Origin of the sequence: Leucobacter chinensis (assembly GCF_019049105.1) — a bacterium.
In the GTDB taxonomy this organism is placed as follows: Bacteria; Actinomycetota; Actinomycetes; order Actinomycetales; family Microbacteriaceae; genus Leucobacter_A; species Leucobacter_A chinensis.
Map to the genome: position 1 here is coordinate 16815 of NZ_JAHQZR010000012.1, position 20182 is coordinate 36996.

17 protein-coding genes and 2 riboswitches are annotated in these 20182 nt (G+C 63.0%); of the genes, 7 read left to right on the plus strand and 10 right to left on the minus strand.

The genetic code is table 11. The annotated features are described in order from the left end of the window. The first annotated feature begins 84 nt into the window (after window positions 1-84). Genes KTJ78_RS10685 through KTJ78_RS10695 form a run of 3 tightly spaced genes read left to right on the plus strand, consistent with a single transcriptional unit; the run spans window position 85 to window position 3327 of the window. Window positions 85-1422: a M20/M25/M40 family metallo-hydrolase gene (locus KTJ78_RS10685; protein ID WP_217135568.1), complete on the plus strand. Its 1338-nt coding sequence runs from the start codon at window positions 85-87 to the stop codon at window positions 1420-1422. Beyond that, window positions 1422-2882 carry an MFS transporter gene (locus KTJ78_RS10690; protein ID WP_217135570.1) on the plus strand — a complete coding sequence of 487 codons (1461 nt, stop codon included), beginning with the start codon at window positions 1422-1424 and terminating at the stop codon, window positions 2880-2882. The genes KTJ78_RS10685 and KTJ78_RS10690 overlap by 1 nt, the downstream gene beginning before the upstream one ends. Before the next feature lie 55 nt (window positions 2883-2937). After that, window positions 2938-3327: an NUDIX hydrolase gene (locus tag KTJ78_RS10695; RefSeq protein WP_369808072.1), complete on the plus strand. Its 390-nt coding sequence runs from the start codon at window positions 2938-2940 to the stop codon at window positions 3325-3327. Between the two features lie 425 nt (window positions 3328-3752). Here the strand turns inward: KTJ78_RS10695 and KTJ78_RS10700 are convergent, their stop codons facing one another. The 6 genes from KTJ78_RS10700 to kynA all read right to left on the minus strand — a co-directional run bounded on the left by KTJ78_RS10700 (window position 3753) and on the right by kynA (window position 11622). Beyond that, window positions 3753-5165 (minus strand): L-serine ammonia-lyase, encoded by a 1413-nt coding sequence (locus KTJ78_RS10700; protein WP_217135572.1) that lies wholly within the window; start codon window positions 5163-5165, stop codon window positions 3753-3755. Between the two features lie 85 nt (window positions 5166-5250). Further along, window positions 5251-5616 carry a glycine cleavage system protein GcvH gene (gene gcvH, locus KTJ78_RS10705; protein WP_217135574.1) on the minus strand — a complete coding sequence of 122 codons (366 nt, stop codon included), beginning with the start codon at window positions 5614-5616 and terminating at the stop codon, window positions 5251-5253. Between the two features lie 47 nt (window positions 5617-5663). After that, a complete protein-coding gene (gene gcvT / locus KTJ78_RS10710; protein WP_217135576.1) occupies window positions 5664-6758 on the minus strand; it encodes a glycine cleavage system aminomethyltransferase GcvT in 1095 nt (364 codons plus the stop codon). A gap of 30 nt (window positions 6759-6788) precedes the next feature. Further along, complete coding sequence (gene gcvP / locus KTJ78_RS10715; RefSeq protein WP_217135585.1) at window positions 6789-9635, minus strand: aminomethyl-transferring glycine dehydrogenase; 2847 nt, start codon at window positions 9633-9635, stop codon at window positions 6789-6791. A 42-nt stretch (window positions 9636-9677) separates the two neighbouring features. After that, window positions 9678-9777: riboswitch (glycine riboswitch) on the minus strand. After that, window positions 9778-9872: riboswitch (glycine riboswitch) on the minus strand. It lies immediately after the preceding riboswitch. Between the two features lie 49 nt (window positions 9873-9921). Continuing rightward, complete coding sequence (locus KTJ78_RS10720) at window positions 9922-10761, minus strand: amidohydrolase family protein (protein ID WP_217135587.1); 840 nt, start codon at window positions 10759-10761, stop codon at window positions 9922-9924. A 3-nt stretch (window positions 10762-10764) separates the two neighbouring features. Continuing rightward, window positions 10765-11622: a tryptophan 2,3-dioxygenase gene (kynA, locus tag KTJ78_RS10725; protein WP_217135595.1), complete on the minus strand. Its 858-nt coding sequence runs from the start codon at window positions 11620-11622 to the stop codon at window positions 10765-10767. A gap of 305 nt (window positions 11623-11927) precedes the next feature. Between kynA and KTJ78_RS10730 the strand changes: the two genes are divergently transcribed. Both KTJ78_RS10730 and KTJ78_RS10735 read left to right on the plus strand, forming a co-directional pair. Continuing rightward, window positions 11928-13445 carry an alanine/glycine:cation symporter family protein gene (locus KTJ78_RS10730; RefSeq protein ID WP_217135597.1) on the plus strand — a complete coding sequence of 506 codons (1518 nt, stop codon included), beginning with the start codon at window positions 11928-11930 and terminating at the stop codon, window positions 13443-13445. Window positions 13446-13550: 105 nt separating this feature from the next. Next, on the plus strand, window positions 13551-14426 hold the full coding sequence (locus KTJ78_RS10735) for a Sir2 family NAD-dependent protein deacetylase (protein ID WP_217135599.1): 876 nt from the start codon (window positions 13551-13553) through the stop codon (window positions 14424-14426). 93 nt (window positions 14427-14519) lie between these two features. Here the strand turns inward: KTJ78_RS10735 and KTJ78_RS10740 are convergent, their stop codons facing one another. The 4 genes from KTJ78_RS10740 to KTJ78_RS10755 form a co-directional block, all read right to left on the minus strand. After that, window positions 14520-14696 (minus strand): hypothetical protein, encoded by a 177-nt coding sequence (locus KTJ78_RS10740; protein ID WP_217135601.1) that lies wholly within the window; start codon window positions 14694-14696, stop codon window positions 14520-14522. A gap of 129 nt (window positions 14697-14825) precedes the next feature. Continuing rightward, entirely contained in the window at window positions 14826-16109 is a 1284-nt protein-coding gene (locus KTJ78_RS10745; RefSeq protein WP_217135603.1) for an NAD(P)/FAD-dependent oxidoreductase, read from the minus strand. Between the two features lie 85 nt (window positions 16110-16194). Next, window positions 16195-16896 carry a response regulator gene (locus tag KTJ78_RS10750; RefSeq protein ID WP_217135605.1) on the minus strand — a complete coding sequence of 234 codons (702 nt, stop codon included), beginning with the start codon at window positions 16894-16896 and terminating at the stop codon, window positions 16195-16197. After that, window positions 16893-18110 (minus strand): sensor histidine kinase, encoded by a 1218-nt coding sequence (locus tag KTJ78_RS10755; protein WP_217135606.1) that lies wholly within the window; start codon window positions 18108-18110, stop codon window positions 16893-16895. Before KTJ78_RS10755 ends, KTJ78_RS10750 begins: the two co-directional genes overlap by 4 nt. A gap of 135 nt (window positions 18111-18245) precedes the next feature. On the opposite strand from KTJ78_RS10755, the gene phoU reads away from it, so the two are divergent. Further along, a complete protein-coding gene (gene phoU / locus KTJ78_RS10760; RefSeq protein WP_217135608.1) occupies window positions 18246-18878 on the plus strand; it encodes a phosphate signaling complex protein PhoU in 633 nt (210 codons plus the stop codon). A 180-nt stretch (window positions 18879-19058) separates the two neighbouring features. Next, the gene (locus tag KTJ78_RS10765; protein WP_217135610.1) at window positions 19059-20162 is read left to right on the plus strand and encodes a phosphate ABC transporter substrate-binding protein PstS; all 1104 of its coding nucleotides are present in this window, start codon (window positions 19059-19061) and stop codon (window positions 20160-20162) included. Window positions 20163-20182 lie beyond the last annotated feature (20 nt).

Genomic DNA, 20182 nt, shown 5'->3' on the forward strand with positions numbered 1-20182 from the left:
CGCTGCAGGTCTCTCGTCCCAACGGTTTGAGAGGGTATCAACAGCGGTGCCGCACGCACCCGTTCCATGCGATAGCGTTATCGCATGGAGAAAGATCTGACCCCAAGGCCCGGTATCGCAGATCGCCTCTCGGCGATGATTCAACTGCCCACGGTCTCGGCAGAACGTGAGACACGTGGCCTTGAACCGTTCGAAGCGTTTGAGGCGCTCATTGCAGAGCTCTACCCACTCGTGCACGAAAAACTGAGCCGCGAAAAAATCACCGACCTGGGGCTCCTCTACTTTTGGCAGGGCAGTGACGAGTCACTCGACCCCGCCGTGCTCATGGCGCACTACGATGTTGTGCCCGTCGATGAGAATGATGACTGGACGTACCCGCCCTTCGAGGGGCGCATCACCGACGGCTGGGTGTACGGTCGCGGTGCGCTCGACGACAAGGGCCCTCTTGTGGTCGTGCTCGATGCGGTCGAGAATCTGCTCGCATCAGGCTTCACGCCCCGCCGCAGTATCTACCTCTCATTCGGCGGCGACGAAGAGGTGCACGGCAACGCGGCCAAGGTCATCTCGCAAACTCTTCACGAACGCGGGGTCACCCCCTGGCTCGTGATCGACGAGGGCGGCGCTGTCGTTGACCCTCCCCTGCCGTTCCTTGAGGGCGACGCAGCCATGATCGGTGTCGCCGAGAAGGGCATCGCGACGGTTCGTCTCTCGGCGTTCAGCCAGGGCGGTCACGCCTCGACGCCGAAGGGACTCACCGCAGTGAGCCGGGTCACCCGAGCGGTCAACCGTTTGCAGCCGAGCACCTTCGCCTCGCGCGCTCCAGAAGGCGTTATTCGTATGCTTGAGGCCTTCGCCCGCAAGGCCCCCGCTCGCTTCGCAGCCCCGCTTCGCCAGCTCGCGGCGCACCCGAAGGTGGCGGCACGCGTACTCACCGCTGCGGGCGGTGAGATGGCCGCCATGGTGCGCACCACGATCTCGCCAACCATGCTCTCGGGTGGCACAGCCCACAACGTTCTGCCTTCGGCAGCGAGTGCGATCATCAACCTGCGCATCGCTCTCGGCGAGACCGTCGAGGGCACCGTGCGCCGCGTGCGTGCGCAGGTGCGCGATCCGCTCATCACGGTCGAACTCGTTGAGGGCAGCGACCCATCGCCCGAGTCGGCCACCGATAACGAGCAGTTTGCGTTGATCGAGCAAGCCATAGGCGTCTCACACCCCGGCACGCAGCCAGTGCCTTACCTCGTTATGGCCGCAACCGACTCACGCTGGTTTCACCGCTTCGCCCCCGCCGTTTATCGCTTCGCGCCGCTCAAAATGACTGCGGCGCAACGCGCGACGATCCACGCGGTTGACGAGCAGGTTGAGGTCGCCGAGCTCGAGCGCGGCGAAGTGTTCCACCGATCTCTCATCAAGGGGCTGTAATGCAAAAGTCACGAATCACGCTAGGAGCACTCGCCGGTGTTGTCGGGTTTCTCGCCTTCGTAGAGTTTACGTCGGGCGTGATTCAGGGCTATTACACCCCCATGCTCACCGATATTGCCAGGCATCTGGGCGTCAATGATGCCGACGTGAACTGGCTCGAGGGCTCGCAGCTCATGCTGTCGGCCCTCGTCGTGCCTGCCTTCGCAAAACTCGGCGACATGGTTGGCCACAAGCGTATGCTGCTGTGGTCGACCGCCATTACCGCGATTGCGACGCTTGCTTTGCCGTTCACAGATTCGTTCTGGCTATTCCTCGCGGCATGGGCCCTGCAGGGTTTCTATGTCGTTTGGTTGCCCCTCGAGATCGCTCTGATCTGGTCGCGCACGCGCGGCACCGAGGGTTCTTCGCTGCTCACAGCAAAGGCGGCGGGCCTGCTCGTCGCTGCCCTCGAGGGTGGCGCCATCATCGGGGCGCTCGTCGGTGGCATGCTCATCGACTCGTTGCCACTCATGTGGGTGCTACTCATCCCGGGCTTACTCGTTGTCGCGTGCTTCGTTGTCGTGTTCTTCGGCGTGAAAGAATCGCCTGCCAAGACCGGTGGGGTGCTCGACTTCCAGGGCCTCGTGCTCATCAGCCTCGCCCTTATCGCATTCACCGGCGGGCTCAGCCTGCTGCGTCTGAATGGTCCCGATAGCCTCGCAGCTTGGGCGGTGACACTGCTCGGCGTGCTCCTTATCGTGCCCTTCGTTCTTGTCGAACTGCGCAAGGATGATCCGCTCATTGACGTGCGCATGTTCCGCTCACCGAGCCTCGCCCCCGTGTTTCTCACCGCCGGTCTCTTTGGCGTGAGCGTGCTCGGCGCGCAGGCCCCGCTCTCAACCTACGCCCGCACCGATCCGACCGTGTACGGCTACGGGCTCGGCACTGCTGGCTTCGCGACCTCACTACTCATCGGCATGTACCTCATCGGCATGATCGTGGGCGCACTGGTATTCCCGAAGGTTGCGCGGGCGATCACCCCACGCAACACCCTCATTATCGCGGCCTGCTTCGTCGGCGTTGGCTACCTGCTCTTCGTTCCGCTGCACTCGAGCTACCTGCAGGTGACGACGAACATGTTCATCGCGGGCATCGGCTCGGGCGCCCTCGTCGCGGCCCTCCCTTCGGCCGCAGCCGCAGCCGCGCCACCAACGCAAACGGGTGTTGCCACCGGTCTCACGAACTCAGTCAAGACCGTCGGCGGCGCAATCGCCTCTGCCATGTTCGGCATCGCCCTCATCAGCGGAACCTCGGGCGGTACCGCTGGCTCCTTCACCGGCTACCTCACCGTGTGGATCATCTGCGGCGTCACCGCCCTCATCGCGGCCGCGCTGCTGTTCTTCGTCCCGAAGACAGCCTTCCAGGACCCGGCGGCGCTGCTGGCCGAGGCTGCTGAGCCGTCCGAGCCCGCCGACCGCTAGCCCAGCCCATCAACCTGACCCGCCACCCCGGCGGTTCTGCAAAGGAGAAAAACCCGTGAGCCAGCGCATCATCGTGAGCGCAATCGTCATGCACAACGCCGACGGAAACATCCTGCACGTGCGCAAACGCGGCACGTCAAAACTCATGCTGCCCGGTGGTAAACCAGAACCCGGCGAATCGTTCGCTGCGGCCGCCATGCGTGAGTTTGCTGAAGAACTCGGTGGATCGCTCAGCCCCGAACACCTCACCGAGGTCGGCACCTTCCGCGCCCCCGCCGCAAACGAGGCGGGTTTCGAGGTCGAGGGTCATGTCTTCGCGCACCCCCTCATTGACTTCGCAGGCCCCGACGCCGAGATTGAACACCTCGAGTGGGTCAACCCTGCCCGCCGTGACGATGAGATCGCTGCCATGAGCCAGGCGGTTATGGGCGCGCTCGCGGCGTAGGTGTGCGGCTGGCGCGCTCTCGGTATGGGCGCGTTGCAAACGCGCTCTCCGCGTAGGCACGTGGCTGGCGCACGCTCGGCAGATGCGCGTGCGGTGCCACGGAGCGGCGCCTTGGCGCCTGAAAAGGGCGGCGGCGCTTTGCGCCGTCTGTCATCCCCTTTCGCTGAGACCCTGGGGTGGTGGCACGCTTGCCGCGCCCCCGGCCTACCTGTATGCCTAGGTTTCCCGGCAGATATTCCTGCCAGACCCACGTATCAGCCCAGCCAACCCCTGCACCACGAAATTGTTTGCACTTTTGGGCCCGAAACGGGCGAAAACTACCGAAAAGTGCAAACAATTTCGCGAGTCAAGCTCTCCTGACCCAAATCCGAGCCATAGCCTGGGCCCGGAGCCAGCCAGACCCTGCCCCAGCCAGGCCCGGCCCCCTAACACTCAATAACGTTGACCGCGAGGCCGCCCATCGCCGTTTCCTTGTACTTCGACGACATGTCCTTGCCCGTCTCGCGCATCGTGATGATGACCTCATCGAGGGTGACGTGGTGCTCGCCGTCGCCCATGAGGGCCATCTTTGCGGCGTTGATTGCCTTCGAAGCGGCAATCGCGTTGCGTTCGATGCACGGGATCTGCACGAGCCCACCGATCGGGTCGCAGGTGAGCCCAAGATTGTGTTCCATTGCGATCTCGGCCGCATTTTCGACCTGCTGCGGTGATCCGCCGAGCACCTGGGCAAGGCCCGCTGCTGCCATCGATGAGGCTGATCCGACCTCGCCCTGGCAGCCTACCTCGGCCCCCGAGATCGAGGCCTGCTCCTTGTACAGCACACCAACGGCTCCGGCCGCGAGCAAGAAGTCTGCAATCACGGCCTGTTTCTCTTCTTCGGTCCAGGTTCGTGCGCCCGGCGTGTAGTGGGTGGCGTAAAAGAGCACTGCGGGAATGATGCCGGCGGCGCCGTTCGTCGGGGCGGTCACGACACGGCCACCCGTTGCGTTCTCTTCGTTGACGGCGAGGGCGACAAGGTTGACCCACTCCTGCCAGAAGATCGGGTTGCGGTCGGGATCGCTCTCTGAGAGTTTGCGGTGCCATTCGGGTGCGCGGCGACGCACGTTCAGGCCGCCGGGCAGCACGCCGGTGCGCGTGAGCGCCGCGTCCTTGCAGCCCTCCATGACGCGCCAAATGTGGCTGAGGCCCTCGCGCACCTCGGTCTCGTCACGCTTTACGAGCTCGTTGGCGAGCATGACGCTCGCGAAGGTCATGTCGTTGCGCTCGCAGTGCTCGAGCAGCTCAGCCCCGGTGGTAAACGGGAAGGGCTTTTCGTTCACGGCCTCTTCAAGGCGGTCAGCCACGACGTCTTCGGTGCCTTCGCGCACGATGAAGCCGCCGCCGACCGAGAAGTAGGTTTCGTCGAGCAGGGTCTCTCCGCGCTCATCGAAGGCTTTGAAGGTCATGCCGTTCGTGTGAAAAGGCAGCACGGTGAGCGGCCTCTGCGTCATGTCTTCGATGCGAAAGTCAACGAGTGCCGGTGCTGGGGCGACCCTGTCGCCGAGCCGCACGACCCCGGTCTGCTGCATGCGTTCGAGGGCGGCTTCGACCTCGTCGGGCAGCACGGTATCGGGGGCGTAGCCTTCAAGGCCGAGCATCACGGCGGTGAAGGTGCCGTGGCCCGCGCCGGTCGCGGCAAGTGAGCCGTACAAATCAACGGCGATTGCTGTGGTGGTTTCGAGAGCGCCTTTGCTCTCAAGATGCTGGGCGAACGTTTGCGCTGCTCGCATTGGGCCGACCGTGTGCGAGCTCGATGGGCCGATGCCCACTTTGAAAAGGTCAAACACGCTAATTGCCATGGTCCCTCACCTCGCTGTCATTAGGGAATCTGAATCTGAAAAGAAAAAGGCCGGGGCGATGTACACCCCGGCCTCTGGGTGCTCGTTAGAGCTGCGCTTCGTACTCTGAAGCCGAGAGCAGCGGACCTTCGCTCGCAACCTCAACCTGGAAGAGCCAGTTCGCGTAGGGGTCTTCGTTGACGAGGCCGGGCTCGTCTTCAAGGGCTTCGTTGATCGCGATGACCTTGCCGGTCACGGGCGAGAAGAGCTCTGAAACCGACTTCGTCGATTCGATCTCGCCGCACACCTCGCCAGCGGTCACCTCGTCGCCGACCTCTGGCAGTTCGACGTAAACGACCTCGCCAAGCGCGTCTGCAGCGTGGCGTGTGATGCCGATGTTGGCGGGTGAGGCCTCGTCGATCCACTCGTGCTCAGCGCTGTAGCGAAGGTTTTCGGGAAGGTTCTGGGTCATGGTTTCTCTTTCTCTACGATTGGGTAAAAGGATATGAAGTGTGCGGGTTATGCGCGCTTATAGAACGGCAACGCAACAACCTCGAAGGGCTGCGGCTTGCCTCGCAGATCGATGTCGAGCTTCGTGCCGGGCTCGGCGAGGTCGCGCGAGATGTACGCAAGCGCGACCGGGTACCCGAGCGTCGGGCTTGGCAGGCCGCTCGTGACGGTGCCCACAACCTCTCCCTCAGAAACGACATCGTAACCGCTACGGCCTGCACGACGGCCAAGGCCTTTGAGCCCGACGAGCACGCGCTCGGGCGCGGCGGCGTTCTCGATCGCGCTGCGACCAACGAAGTTTTCTTCCTTCTTGAACGAGACGACGGGGCCAAGACCAGCCTGCGCGGGAACAACCTCACGGCTGAGCTCATTCCCGTAGAGCGGCATGCCAGCTTCGAGGCGCAGCGAGTCGCGTGAGGCGAGACCGCAGGGCGTGATGCCGTGAGCTTCGCCGGCCTCCATGAGCGCGCTCCAGAGCGCCTCGGCCTTGTCGTTCGTGACGTACAGCTCGAAGCCGTCTTCGCCGGTGTAGCCGGTGCGTGCGAGCAGTACATCGATGCCGGCAGCGTTCGCCTCGATGGCCGAGTAGTACTTCATCTCACGCATCGCCTCAACGTCGGCCATGACCTCGGTGAGCACGGCAACCGAGGCCGGGCCCTGCACCGCGACGAGCGCGGTGTCGGCCGAGGCGTCGGTGAGCGTCACGTCGAAGCCTTCAGCACGCGCCGTAAGCTCAGCCGAAACCACGGGAGCGTTGCCCGCATTCGGCACGACGAGGTAGCGCTCCTCGCCCATGCGGTACACGATGAGGTCGTCGATGATGCCGCCGTCTTCTTGCAGCATGAGCGAGTACTTCGCGCGGCCAACCGCGGTCACGGCGAAGTTGCCGGCGAAGGCGGTGTTCAAGAAACGAGCGGCGTCGGGGCCTTCGACCCAGATCTCGCCCATGTGCGAGAGATCGAAGATGCCCGCGGCCTCACGTACGGCGCGGTGTTCATCGAGCTCCGAGGCATAACGCAGGGGCATGTCCCAACCACCGAAGTCGGTGAAGTGTGCGCCGAGCGCCTCATGGGTCGCGTGCAGCGGAGTGCTTTTCAATGTCATAGTCTTGGTTCCTTTCGGGCCGTCTTTGGCCTAGCTTTCAAACGCTTCGGGCGCGGGGCAGCTGCAAATGAGGTTGCGGTCGCCGTGCGCACCGTCGATGCGGCCAACTGGAGCGAAGTATTTGTCGACGCGAAGCGAATCGACAGGGAAAGCGGCCTGCTCTCGCGTGTACTTGCGATCCCACTCAGAGGTCACGACAGCCTTCGCGGTGTGTGGTGCGAGGCGCAGCGGCGACTCATCAACCGTGAAGTCGCCCGCGATGACCTGGTCGATCTCGCCACGAATGGTGATCATCGCCTCGATGAAGCGATCCATCTCGGGAATGCTCTCTGACTCGGTCGGCTCAACCATGAGCGTGCCCGCAACCGGGAACGCGAGGGTGGGCGCGTGAAAACCGAAGTCGATGAGGCGCTTCGCGACGTCTTCAGCGGTCACGCCCGACTGGGCGGTGAGCTCGCGAAGGTCGAGAATGCACTCGTGCGCGACGAGACCCTCGTTGCCCGTGAAGAGCACCGGGAAGGAGTCGCCGAGGCGCTTCGAAATGTAGTTTGCATTGAGAATCGCGGTCTTGGTCGCGTGGGTGAGCCCCTCGCCGCCCATCATGGCGATGTAGGCGTACGAGATCGGGAGAACACCGGCCGAGCCAAAGAGCGTCGCGACGATCGGCGTGCCACCGGGTGTGCTCACGCGGCCGGTCGGGTCGCCGGGCAGGAAGGGCGCGAGGTGCTCAGCAACGCCGATCGGGCCAACGCCCGGGCCGCCACCACCGTGGGGAATCGCGAAGGTCTTGTGCAGGTTCAGGTGCGAAACATCGCCACCGAACTTGCCGGGCTGCGCGAGGCCAACGAGCGCATTCATGTTAGCGCCGTCGATGTACACCTGCCCGCCAGCGGCGTGCACCTTCTCGCACACCTCACGAACGTCGGCGTCGTAGAGCCCGTAGGTCGAGGGGTAGGTGATCATGATGGCGGCGAGCTCGTCGCGGTGCTTCTCGATCTTGGCGTCGAGATCGGCAATGTCAATGAGACCCGTCTCGGTGTTCTTCACGACGACGACACGCATACCTGCGAGCACAGCCGAGGCCGCGTTCGTGCCGTGCGCCGAGGCGGGGATGACGCACACGTCGCGCTGCGTCTCACCGTTCGACTGGTGATAGCGGCGGATCGCGAGCAGCCCTGCAAACTCACCCGTTGCTCCCGAGTTCGGCTGAATCGAGAGAGCGTCGTAGCCCGTGATCTCGATGAGGCGCGACTCGAGATCGGCGATGAGCGCGCGCCAGCCGGCGCTCTGCTCCGCAGGAACGTAGGGGTGGATCCCGGCGAACTCTGGCCACGAAATCGACTCCATCTCGGCTGCCGAGTTGAGCTTCATGGTGCACGAACCGAGCGGAATCATCGTGCGGTCGAGCGCGAGGTCGCGGTCTGCGAGGCGGCGCAGGTAGCGCATCATCTGCGTCTCTGAGTTGACCGTGTTGAAGATCGGGTGCGTGAGGTATTCGCTCTCGCGCACGAGGCCAGCCGCGAAACCGTAGTCACCGGCGGCGACGGCCGCTGCCGGGCTCGCGCCGAAAACGCGCACGACGGTGTCGAGATGCTCGGGCGTTGTGGTCTCGTCGGTCGAGATGCCGACAGTGTCGTCGTTCACGAGGCGCAGGTTGACGCCCGCAACCTCGGCGGCACGCACGAACTCTGCGGCCTTGCCCGGAGCCTTCACGAGCACGGTGTCGAAGAACTCGGTCGAGGCGAGCTCGAAGCCGGCAGCCGTGAGCGACGCGGCGATCGTGCGGGCGTGTGCGTGCGTGCGCTCTGCGATGGCCTTGAGCCCCCGCGGGCCGTGGTACACGGCATACATTGACGCGGTGATCGCGAGCAACGCCTGCGCGGTGCAAATGTTACTCGTCGCCTTCTCGCGGCGAATGTGCTGCTCGCGCGTCTGCAGCGCGAGACGGTAAGCGACATCACCGGCTGAGTCGTATGAGACACCGACGAGGCGGCCCGGCATCGAGCGAGTCAGCCCGTCGCGCACCGCGAGGTAGGCGGCGTGCGGGCCACCGAAGAAGAGGGGAACGCCAAAGCGCTGGGTGTTGCCGACGGCGACGTCGGCGCCCTGCTCGCCAGGCGAGGTGATGAGCGTGAGCGAGAGCAGGTCGGCGATCACGGTGACCATCGCGCCGCGTTCTTTCGCCTCGGCGATGATGCCGGCGTGATCCGCAACACTGCCATCGTTACCGGGCTGCTGCAGCACGATGCCCGAGATCTCGCCCTCGGGAAGGCCCTGGGCCAGATCGACGATCTCGATCTCGAAATCGAGCGCCTCAGCGCGGCCGCGAATCACCTCGAGGGTCTGCGGGAAGATGTTGGCGTCGAGCACCGTCTTCGCGGTTGCCTTCGCCTTGTTCGCACGGCGCATGAGCAGCACGGCCTCGGCCGCGGCCGACGACTCGTCGAGCATCGAGGCATTCGCGATGGGCAGGCCCGTGAGGTCGCTCACCATTGTCTGGAAGTTGAGCAGCGCTTCAAGGCGGCCCTGTGAAATCTCAGGCTGGTATGGCGTGTACGCCGTGTACCACGAGGGGCTCTCGAGCACGTTGCGCAGAATGACGGGGGGCGTATGGGTGTCGTAGAACCCCTGCCCGATCATCTGGGTCTTGAGCACGTTCTGCGAGGCGAAGCCGCGCAGGTCTGAGAGAATTTCGGGCTCGGTGCGACCCGAGGGCAACTGCAGCGCGTTGTCCATGCGAATATCGCGCGGAACGGCGGTGTCGACCAGGGCGTCAAGGGTTTCGTAGCCAACGACGCTCAGCAGGTGCTCGGCGTCGGCACCGTGCACGCCGGTGTGACGGTTGGCGAAGTGGGTTGGATCGGCGGTGATGCTCATTGAGGGTTCCTCACAGGGGTTGGGCACAACAACTACAGGTACCCTCCCCACTCTGTTGCAGACCTGAGAGATTCCGGCGCTCGCGCGCCATTGCACCGTCGGTGGAGGCAGAGCTCGCGCTCTACCTCGCTTTCCAGAGTTGCCACGCCCCGCGGTACGGGTGCCTGAGAGATTCTCGGGGAGGAGTTGCTCCTACGGCGCCACACTCAATCGTGTGGGCTCTCCCGCGAGGGCGTATTGGCCGATATTCACATATGGCCTTCATAGTACCACCTCGCGGCGACAATCAATGCGCAGCGGTGTCAACGAGCACAGCTCCGGCAACGTAGGGCCACTCTGGGGTGCCCGGCACGAAGACGACCGGGCCGCCCTGCGCGGGAGCCGCCGGCGTGAGCGTCGCAAGAATCTCGGCGCGCGAGAGCCCACACTCGGCAAGAGCCGCGATCTCGCGGGTATTGAACCCCGCAACCGTCGGCCCGTTGCCCATGTCAGTGCCGTAGCGCACCACCCCACCCGCGCGATGAAAGCGTCGAAGGTTATCGACCGCGATGCCAAACTCGTTGTCGGGGGTTCCCCAGCCATGAATATCGAGCGTCGAGATCCACACCACTCGCTCGGCCTGCGCCGCGATCTCGGCGTCATCGAGACGCTCGGTGAACGGGGTGTGGGCGAGCATCGTCGCGCCACACTCCCGTGCCCGCTGCGCCTCACCGGGACCCTCGGCGTGCGCGACCACCGGAAGCCCCGCCGCGGCCGCGACGACGGCGCGCACGACCTCGCTCGACGCCGCCGGCCCAGCGATGCTATTCATCGCGACCTTGAGCACGCTCGCGCCTTCCTCACGCATGCTGAGGGCGGCCTCACGTGCGGCCGCTGCCCCGTCAACCTCTATGACGCTTCCCGCCCCTGCCCACGAACGGTCAGAGGGGTAGCCACCAGGCGCGGTAATGAAGGCGCCGGCATACGACACGGTGACTCCCCTCAGGCCGTCAGCAATGCCTCGCAGCCGCTCAACGTTCGAGCCGAGATCGAGCACGCGCGTCACGGGCGAGGGCTCTGGCCGCATGAGCTCGAGGTGCACGTGCCAATCGCGAAACCCGCCGGTGTAAAAACCCTCAGCGCCCACGAGCTACCCCTTGCCGACCTCGGTGCGAACGGCGAACAACTCGGGAAAGAAGGTGAGGCTCAGTGCGCGCTGCAAGAAATCGACGCCCGATGATCCGCCCGTTCCTGTCTTCATGCCGATCGTGCGGGTTACAACGCGCAGGTGCCTGAAGCGCCAGAACTGGAAGTTGTCTTCAATGTCGACGAGTTCCTCGCACGCCTCATACAGGTCCCAGTGCTCTTCGTGGTTCTCGTAGATCGTGCGAAAAACGTCAACGAGCTCATCGTTGTGCTCGTACGCCTCGGTCACGTCGCGCTCGAGAATCTCGCTCGGCACGGGCAAGCCGCGACGGCTGAGGTACCGCAAGAACTCGTCATAGAGCGTTGGCGCCGCAAGCTCGGCGGCGAGCAGAGCATGGTTCTCTGGCTCGGCCTCGAACACTCTGAGCATCTTCGCGTTCTTGTTGCCGAGCGCAAACTCAATCGCGCGGTACTGCACCGACTGAAAGCCCGACGAGTTGCCGAGCGAGTCTCGAAACTCAGCGTACTCAGACGGTGTGAGCGTGGCGAGCACCGACCACTGCTGAATGAGCACCTCTTGAATGTGCTTCACTCTCGCGAGTGGCTTGAGCGCCGAGCGCAGATTGTCGCTCTTCAAGAATTCCCGAGAGGCACGCAGCTCGTGCAGAATGAGCTTGAGCCACAGCTCAGAGGTCTGGTGCTGAATGATGAACAGGAGTTCGTCGTGGTGTTCGGGGTTACTCACTGGGTGCTGCGCCGAAAGCAGCGCATCAAGCCCGAGGTACGAGCCGTACGTCATCTTGTCGCGCAAATCGGTGACGATGCCTTCTTCAAGCTTGCGGGTATTCTTTTCGACACTCATAAGCGGTCCTTTCGCCTTCACGGGCCACCCGGTAATCTACTCGACCCACTCGCGAATTGTCAGTGCGCCAGCGGCAAAAGATCACTTTTGAATATCATTTCGACACTTGTTGCTGGAGCTCGCACCGCGATCGCCTTGATTTTATGCGGATCCCGCCGCTCGCCACACTCCTCAGAGGTATCGTGAGCCGGTTGACACCCGTCAAGAACCGAATATATTTGGCGAAGTAGTGAGGACTTCCTGGTCTCACACAACGCACAACATGTTTGTTCCGCAACGACGCGAAAGACCATAGGTAACACACCGTGCTCGATACCATTCAGGGATTTCTTGACAGCGCAAGCTCTGTCATCTGGGGACCCTTTGTTCTGATTCCCCTCCTCTTTCTCACCGGCCTCTACCTCACGATTAGGCTCGGAGGCCTCCAGTTCATTCGCTTGGGCGCTGCCCTGAACCTCGGCATCATCAAGCGCCGCGATGCCGGCGCAAAGGGCGATATTAGCCAGTTCCAGGCGCTCACAACCGCCCTCGCTGCGACCGTTGGCGTGGGCAACATCGTGGGTGTGGCCGGGGCAATCGGCATTGGCGGCCCAGGCGCCCTCTTCTGGATGTGGGTGACCGGCCTGCTCGGCATGGCCTCAAAATACGCAGAGGCGTTTCTCGGCGTGCGTTACCGCTCGGCCGATGAACACGGCGAGCGCAACGGCGGCCCCCAGTATTACCTCCAGAAGGGCATCAAGGGCCCCGTCGGCAAGATTCTTGCTTGGGCATTTACCATCTTCACGGTGCTCGCCTGCTTCGGTATCGGCAACATGACCCAGGCTAATGCGATCGCTGAGAACGCAGAGCGCTCATTCGGCGTTGACCCCTTCTGGGTTGGTATCGTGCTCGCTGTACTCACCGGGCTCGTACTCGTTGGCGGCATTAAGTCAATCGGCAAGGTAACCGCGGGCTTCGTTCCCGTCATGATCCTGCTCTACGTGGTCGCCGCCCTCTACATCCTCTTCGTCAATGTCGGCGATGTTCCTGCCGCTTTCGGCCAGATCTTCTCCGAAGCCTTCACCGGAACGGCCGCAACTGGCGGCTTCCTCGGGTCAGTCTTCATCATTGCTATTCAGTACGGCTTTGCCCGCGGTATCTTCTCGAACGAGTCAGGCATGGGGTCGGCTGCAATCGCCGCGGCCTCGGCACAGACGAGCCACCCCGTACGCCAGGGCCTCGTCTCAATGACGCAGACCTTCATCGACACCATCATCGTGGTCACCATGACCGGCCTCGTGATCATCACAACCGGCACCTGGAGCATGGTCGATCCTGACACCGGAGAGCAAATCTCGAAGGCGCTCATGACCGGCGAGGCATTCTCGCACGGCCTCCCGGGCGAGTGGGGCCACTGGATCGTCACCATCGGCGTCATCATGTTCGCGTACTCGACGATTCTCGGCTGGTCGTACTACGGCGAACGAAACGCAGTGCGCATCTTCGGCCGTAAGGCTACGATTCCCTTCCGCGTCATCTTCTCTGCCGTCGTGTTCGTTGGCGCGACCACGCAGCTCGAGGTTGTCTGGTCGTTCTCAGACGTCATGAACGGTCTCATGGCCATTCCAAACTTGATCGGTCTACTCATTCTCTCGGGCCTCATCGCCCGTGAGACGAAGGCTTACATCAAGTTCGACCCGAAGCTCACGGCCACCGCAGAGCAGGTCGCTGAGCACTTCAAGAACGATCCTGCGTACCTCGAGTGGCACACGCAAGAGATCGCCCTTGAATCGCGCAAAGAAACGTATCTCAACACGAAACGAAACGCGGTCATCCCGAGCTAAGCTCGTGGGCTGAGGTGTGGGGTGACCAGTTCGCTGGTCGCCCCACACCTGTCTCGGCACCACCCTCACAGTCTTTCTTCTCGCCACAGTTGTAAGGTTTCTGCCATGCAGCCAGCAACGATCGCCACACTTGCCCAGGTGATAGCAGACTCGCGTCCCGTCGCGATCCTCACCGGCGCGGGCATCAGCACCGACTCGGGCATTCCCGACTACCGCGGCGCTGGCACCCCGCCCCGTACGCCCATGAACATCGCCGAGTTCATGAACGACCCGCTGTACCGCAAGCGCTTTTGGGCGGGGGCGAGCGTGAACGCGAGGCGCGGCTGGAACGTCTCGCCGAATCCCGGCCACTTCGCACTCGCAGCGCTTGAAGCACGGGGCTATGCCGAGGGCGTCATCACGCAGAACGTCGACGGGTTACATCGGGACGCAGGCACGAAGCACCTCGTCGAGTTGCACGGCAGCGGCGCGTCCATTCGCTGCACCTCGTGCACCGGTCACTTCTCTCGTGCAGCCGTCATCGACTGGTTCGAGCAGGCGAACCCAGGGTACGTAGAGTCCCAAAAAGCCGCCGAGATCGCGCCCGACGGTGACGCTCAGGTGACCGGGATCGAGCACCTCACGGTTCCGGTCTGCCCCATTTGCACCGGGGTGCTTCGCCCCGAGGTCGTGTATTTTGGCGAGACCGTGCCGAAACCCGTCTTTGCCGCCGCAGCCGACCTCGTCGAACGCGCCGGGGCTCTCGCCGTCATCGGCTCATCGCTCGCGGTCAACACGGGCATTCGCCTCGTTCGCATTGCCGAGCAGCGCGGCGTACCCCTTATCGTCATCAACCGCGGCCCGACCGCGGTCGACCACAAGACCGACCTGCGCATCGAGTCGGGCGCAACTGAGACGCTCACTGCGCTCGTCGACGCTCTCGGCATCGCACCAGGCACGAGTCTCGACGCAGAGACTAGCCGGGGCCTCCCGGCTTCCTAACACGGCGGATCGCGCACGCCCTCTCTTGCCCAGGCCGCAGGCCGGACTCACCGCTCAATCATCGAGAGCAGAGCCCTGGCCAGCCGCCCTTCGTTACCGGCCGTCGTGCTCGCGATGCCGGGTATTATCGATGCCGTCAACCTCGTCGGCAACGTCGGTGTCTTCTGCGGTGAGCGGCGACTCGTCTTGCCACGTCTCTTCGAGCTGGGCACGAAGTTCTTGCTCACCCTGCGGATCGTCATACTGGGGTTTCTTATCTGCTTCGCTCATGTTTCCAGGGTACGCTTCGTGCCCTGCGGCATCAAGTGCGCCGCGTTCAGGCAGAGCCCCTGAAAACACAGAGCGGGCGCCCCAACGCCGAAACGTTGGAGCGCCCGCTGTGCGCAGAACCCGGAGGTGCTAGCGCTGAACCGCGAACGGTGCGATGTCGAGCGGCTTGCCGTCTGAGGTCGGGGTGCGGCCTGCAACGAGATCGGCAACCACTTCGCCCGTGATGGGGCCGAGTGAGAGGCCGTGCATGTTGTGGCCGGTTGCGACGATCGTGTTCGGGCGGCCCTTGACCGCGCCGAGCAGGGGCAGACCGTCAGAGGTCATCGGGCGAGGCCCAACCCACTCTTCGTACTTGTTATCCCAGTCGGCACCCTTAATCACGGTACGGGCAGCCTTCTCAAGAACCTCCATGCGGCTCTTGTTGAACTGGTCTGGCTTCTCGTCGAACTCCATCATGCCGACGACGCGCAGGCGCTCGTGCATCGGGATGATGACAGCGTTGCGGTCCTTCGAGTGGATGAGGTGACGGGGCATGGTCTCGACCGGAACCGAGAAGCTGTAGCCCTTGCCCGAAACAACCTTCTTGTGCTTCACGCCTGACTTGCGCAGAATCGGGGTGGTGTAGGCGCCTGCCGCGATAACGACCTTGTCGCCCGAGAAGGTGTGCTCGACGCCGTTAGCGTCAACCGCGATGATGCCGCGGCCATCGGCCGTGAGGCGATCGCCCTTGTAGCCAACCTTGAAGTCAACGCCCTGCTTCTTGAGGTCTTCGACGAGGCTCGCCACGAAGGTGACGGGGTCGAGTGAACGCTCAGCTGGAAGCAGGTAGCCGCCGGTGATGCCGGGCTGGAGAGCCGGCTCGAACTCGTGCAACTCCTTGCCGCGCATGATCGGTCCGGGTGCGGTGCCCCAGCCCTTCTTTGCGCGCTCCTGGTAGGCACGGTGTGAACCAACGAGCAGGTCTTCGTCTGACGCCGTCATGAGGAAGCCGTCACGCTGCTGACCGGTCGTGTCGATACCGGCCTCGGTGAGGCGGTCGAGCGACGGGAAGATACCGTCGGCAAACTGCGCGAGGGCAGCGCTACCGCTGGCCATGCGCTTCTTGCCCGAGGCGAAGATGAAGTCGAGGCCCCAGAAGGCCAGGTAAGGAATCTTCGAGAGCGCGATCGTGAGGTAGTGGGTCGGGGTAAAGACTCCCTTGACCACATCTTTCACCATGTTGGGTGAAGCGAGTGGGGCTACCTGCTGAGGGGTGATCTCACCCGCGTTTCCGATCGCAGCGCCCGCACCGGGGTGGTCGCTCTCAACGATGGTCACGGTGTGGCCTTCGCGCAGCAGCGCGTGAGCCGAGCACAGACCGATGAGACCGCCGCCTACGATGACGACATGCTGTTTGGGTGGCGTTTCAGCCATTTCGATGATCCTCCTGGATTTTCTTGAGCACAACGAGCACGAGTGTACTCTCTTTTAATCCAGTTTTCCTAGCCGAAAAAGGAAGTCATCCGAATCGGTAACCGACGCCTCGAACCGTGTGCACGATCTGCGGTTGTTTTGGGTTTTCTTCGATGCGTGCGCGAATGCGTTTAATGTGCACGTCGAGGGTCTTTGTGTCACCGAAATAGTCACTTCCCCAGACCCTGTCGATGAGCTGCCCACGGGTGAGCACGCGGCCTTGGTTGCGCATGAGCAGGCTCAGTAATTCGAACTCGCGCAGCGGCATCTGGGTGCGCTCGCCGCGCACGTGCACCTCGTGCCGTTCGGTATCGAGTGAGATGCCCTGTCCCTCGATCACACTGTCGTCGAGCGGCTCCGCTTCGCTACTCTCGGGGCGCGGCGTGTCGCTGCGGCGCAGCATCGCCCGAACGCGAGCGAGCAGCTCACGCGACGAATATGGCTTCGTAATATAGTCGTCGGCGCCGAGCTCGAGCCCCACGACGATATCGATCTCGGTGTCTTTTGCCGTGAGCATGATGATGGGCACCTGCGAGGTCTGGCGAATCTCGCGACAGACCTCGGTTCCCGGCACGAAGGGCAGCATGAGATCGAGCAGCACGAGGTCATACGTGTCTTTCGCGAACTCCTCGAGTGCGGCCCGACCGTCTCGAGCGATGCGCACCCGGTAACCCTCGCGTTCGAGCAAGAACGCGAGCGGGTCGGCGATCGAATCTTCGTCTTCGACGAGCAAGATGCGTGCGGTCACGCGTCACTCTCCTTCATGTGTGTAGCCTGTCCGGCTTGCCGCGCCCTGTCGACGCGATTCTTCTGTGTCTTTTTCTTCTTCCGCATCGTCGCTGACAGCGCGAGCGGAAAACTCAGTTCGAAGGTCGCGCCCTCGCCGGGCACCGACCTCACGGTCACGTCGCCACCGTGGGCTCGCATGGTGTTTCGTACGATACTCAACCCGAGACCCGATCCGCCAAGTTTGCGACTTCGGCCCTCGTCGACGCGAAAGAAACGCTCGAAAATGCGCGATTGAAAAGCCGGGTCAATACCGGGGCCATCGTCGCTCACGCTCACCGCGAAGGCTCCATCGCGGTCACCGATTACCACGCGTACCTCGCCGCCCTCGGGAGAGTAGGCGATCGCGTTAGTGATGAGGTTTGCGACGGCAACTCCAATTGCAGAGCGGCGGCCAAAGATCACGGTTTCTTGAGGCTTTCGGGTGTTATCTTCGAGCGCAACGGTCACGCCATGTCCACTCGCGAGTTCGGTGTGATGCTCGACTTGTTCGACGACAAGCTCGCGCAGGTCGATCCGTTCGCGAGCCTCTTTCGAGAGCGAAGCCTGCGCTTCTGAGAGGCGGATCACGTCGCGCGAGAGTTCGCCGAGGCGCCGGCTCTCGGCCCCGAGCTTCTCGGCAAAGTTCTTCACCATCGCCGGGTCATCTGAGGCCTCGCCAATCGCTTCGGAGAGGAGACCGATGGCCGCGATTGGGGTTTTGAGCTCGTGGCTCATGTTTGCAATGAAGTCGCGTCGCAGGGCGTGCACACGCTGCGCTTCACCCTGATCAGCGGCAAACACGACAACGTGATAGTCGTCGAGAGGAGCGATGCGCAGGCTCACTGCGTCTGGGGCATCGGGGCGCTTCGGGTCGCGCATGTAGGGCTCGCCGGTCGCGAGCACACGAAAGACCGTCGATTGGATGCGGGGTTGGCGCAGCAGCCGGTCAAGGTCGGTCGAACCGTCGTATTCTCTGGCGGCGTGGTTCGCGTACACGGGGTTGCCGGTCTCATCGAGAATGAGGCAAAACATGTCAATCTCTTCGAGAATGCGCCTCGCGACCTTCAACGTTTCGGCGCTGTCGGCACTCGTGTAGGTCATGCGAGTTTGCTGCACCCTTGTGGCCCAGACGATAAAGAGCACGACGATGGCACCCAGGAGAATGCCTACTCCAAGCTCTACGTGCGGTGTCATGTTGCCCATCGTATTCCACCTGCCGAACTGTTGTTCGCTGTTCACACAGTGTTCACCGAGGCGCCGCACCGCGTTCACGCGAGGGCTTCACACTGTCGGTGAACCCACTCAACACAGTGTATGCGAAAGGACACCATGCGCACCGTTTTTCAACACGAGCTCTCAGAGCTCAGTGACGCCCTCGTCGAAGTGGGTGAACTTGTACAGTTAGCGATCACCGACGCGACCACCGCGTTTCGCAACACTGATATCGAGCTCGCCGAAGAGGTGCTCACCCTTGGCTCGCGCATCGACGAGAAGTGCCGCGCGCTCGACGAGACCGCGATCGATATTCTCGCAAGGCAGGCCCCGGTCGCGAGCGATCTGAAGCTCGTCGTCACTGCACTGCGCATCTCGTCGTCGCTTGAGCGCATGGGCGACCTCGCGCTGCACATCGCCAACCTCGCTCGGTACCGCTTTCCTGAGCGCGCGATTCCGAAGGGCCTCAAAAAGATTTTCACCGAGATGGGAGCGATCGATGTCGAGATCGCGGGCCTGCTCGTGCAGATGTTGAGCGAACAGCACCCGGCACTGCTCACCGAGATCGACGAGCTCGACGACAAGGTCGACAACCTGCACGTACGCGTCTTCGAGAAGGTGCTGAGCGACGGCATGGAAGACACGGCGAGCATCGTCGACGCGACTCTCGCGAGCCGTTACCACGAGCGCTTTGGCGATCATGCTGTGTCGATCGCGCAGCGCATCATCGAACTCATTCCATCTGAATAACGAACATCGACGCCATGCACTGAACCCCTCAGTCGCATCGCGGCCAAGATGACAACAACCGTTCACCTCTCGTTCACCGTCACGCCTCTGCCTCGTCACCCGAGGCTCCTAGCTTTAACGGTGTGAGGTGGTACACCACACACCCGAAACCAACATCGAACATCGATTGGAAAAACACACGTGAAACTCAAGACCTCACTGCAGATCGGCGCACTGACCGTTGCAGCGCTCGTAGGGCTTACCGGCTGCGCAGCGAACGAGTCGGCTCCCGAAACCGACAGCGATGCCAAGGCTCCCGAAACCTCACTCTCGGGGTCACTCGTTGGAGCGGGCGCATCATCACAGGGCGAGGCACAGACCGCTTGGATCGCCTCTTTCCTCGATGAACAGCCTGACGTGACGATCAACTATGACCCGGCTGGCTCGGGCACCGGCCGCGAAAACTTCCAGCAGGGTGCCGCTTCGTTCGCTGGTTCAGACCGCGCTTTCAAGCTCGAAGAGATCGAGGCGGGCCCCTTCGCAACGTGTGCTGCCGACAGCGGCCTCGTCGAGCTGCCCCTCTACATCTCGCCCATCGCCGTGATCTTCAACCTCGACGGTGTTGAATCGCTCAACCTCGACGCTGAGACGCTCGCGAAGATCTTTGTGGGTGACATCACGAAGTGGAACGACCCGGCAATTGCCTCACAGAACGAGGGAACCGAGCTTCCTGACCTCGCAATCACCCCGGTACACCGTTCAGATAAGTCGGGCACGACCGGCAACTTCACCGATTACCTCGGTGCTGCGGCGGCCGATGTCTGGACCCACGGTTCAGTCGAGGAGTGGCCAGTTGACGGCGGCGAGGCAGCCGCACAGACTTCGGGCCTCGTCAGCGCGGTTGAGGGCGGCAACGGCACCATCGGTTACGCCGATGCGTCACGTGCTGGCGACCTCGGCACCGTCAGCATCAAGGTCGGCGACGAGTACGTTGCTTACTCACCCGAGGCAGCAGCCGCGGTTGTTGACGCATCACCACTCGAAGAGGGCCGCACCGACGCCGACCTCGCGATCGCTCTCGACCGCACCACCGAGGCAGCGGGCGTATACCCAATCGTGCTCATCAGCTACCTCATCGGCTGCGAGACCTACGATGACTCGGCTGTCGCACCGCTCGTGAAGGAGTACTTCTCGTACGCTGCGAGCGAGGCAGGCCAGAAGATCGCGGCCGACAACGCAGGCTCGGCACCGATCTCAAGCGAGCTTCGCACCCAGATCGAAAAGGCAATCGACACCATCAAGTAAGCCGTTGGGGGAGCGCACCT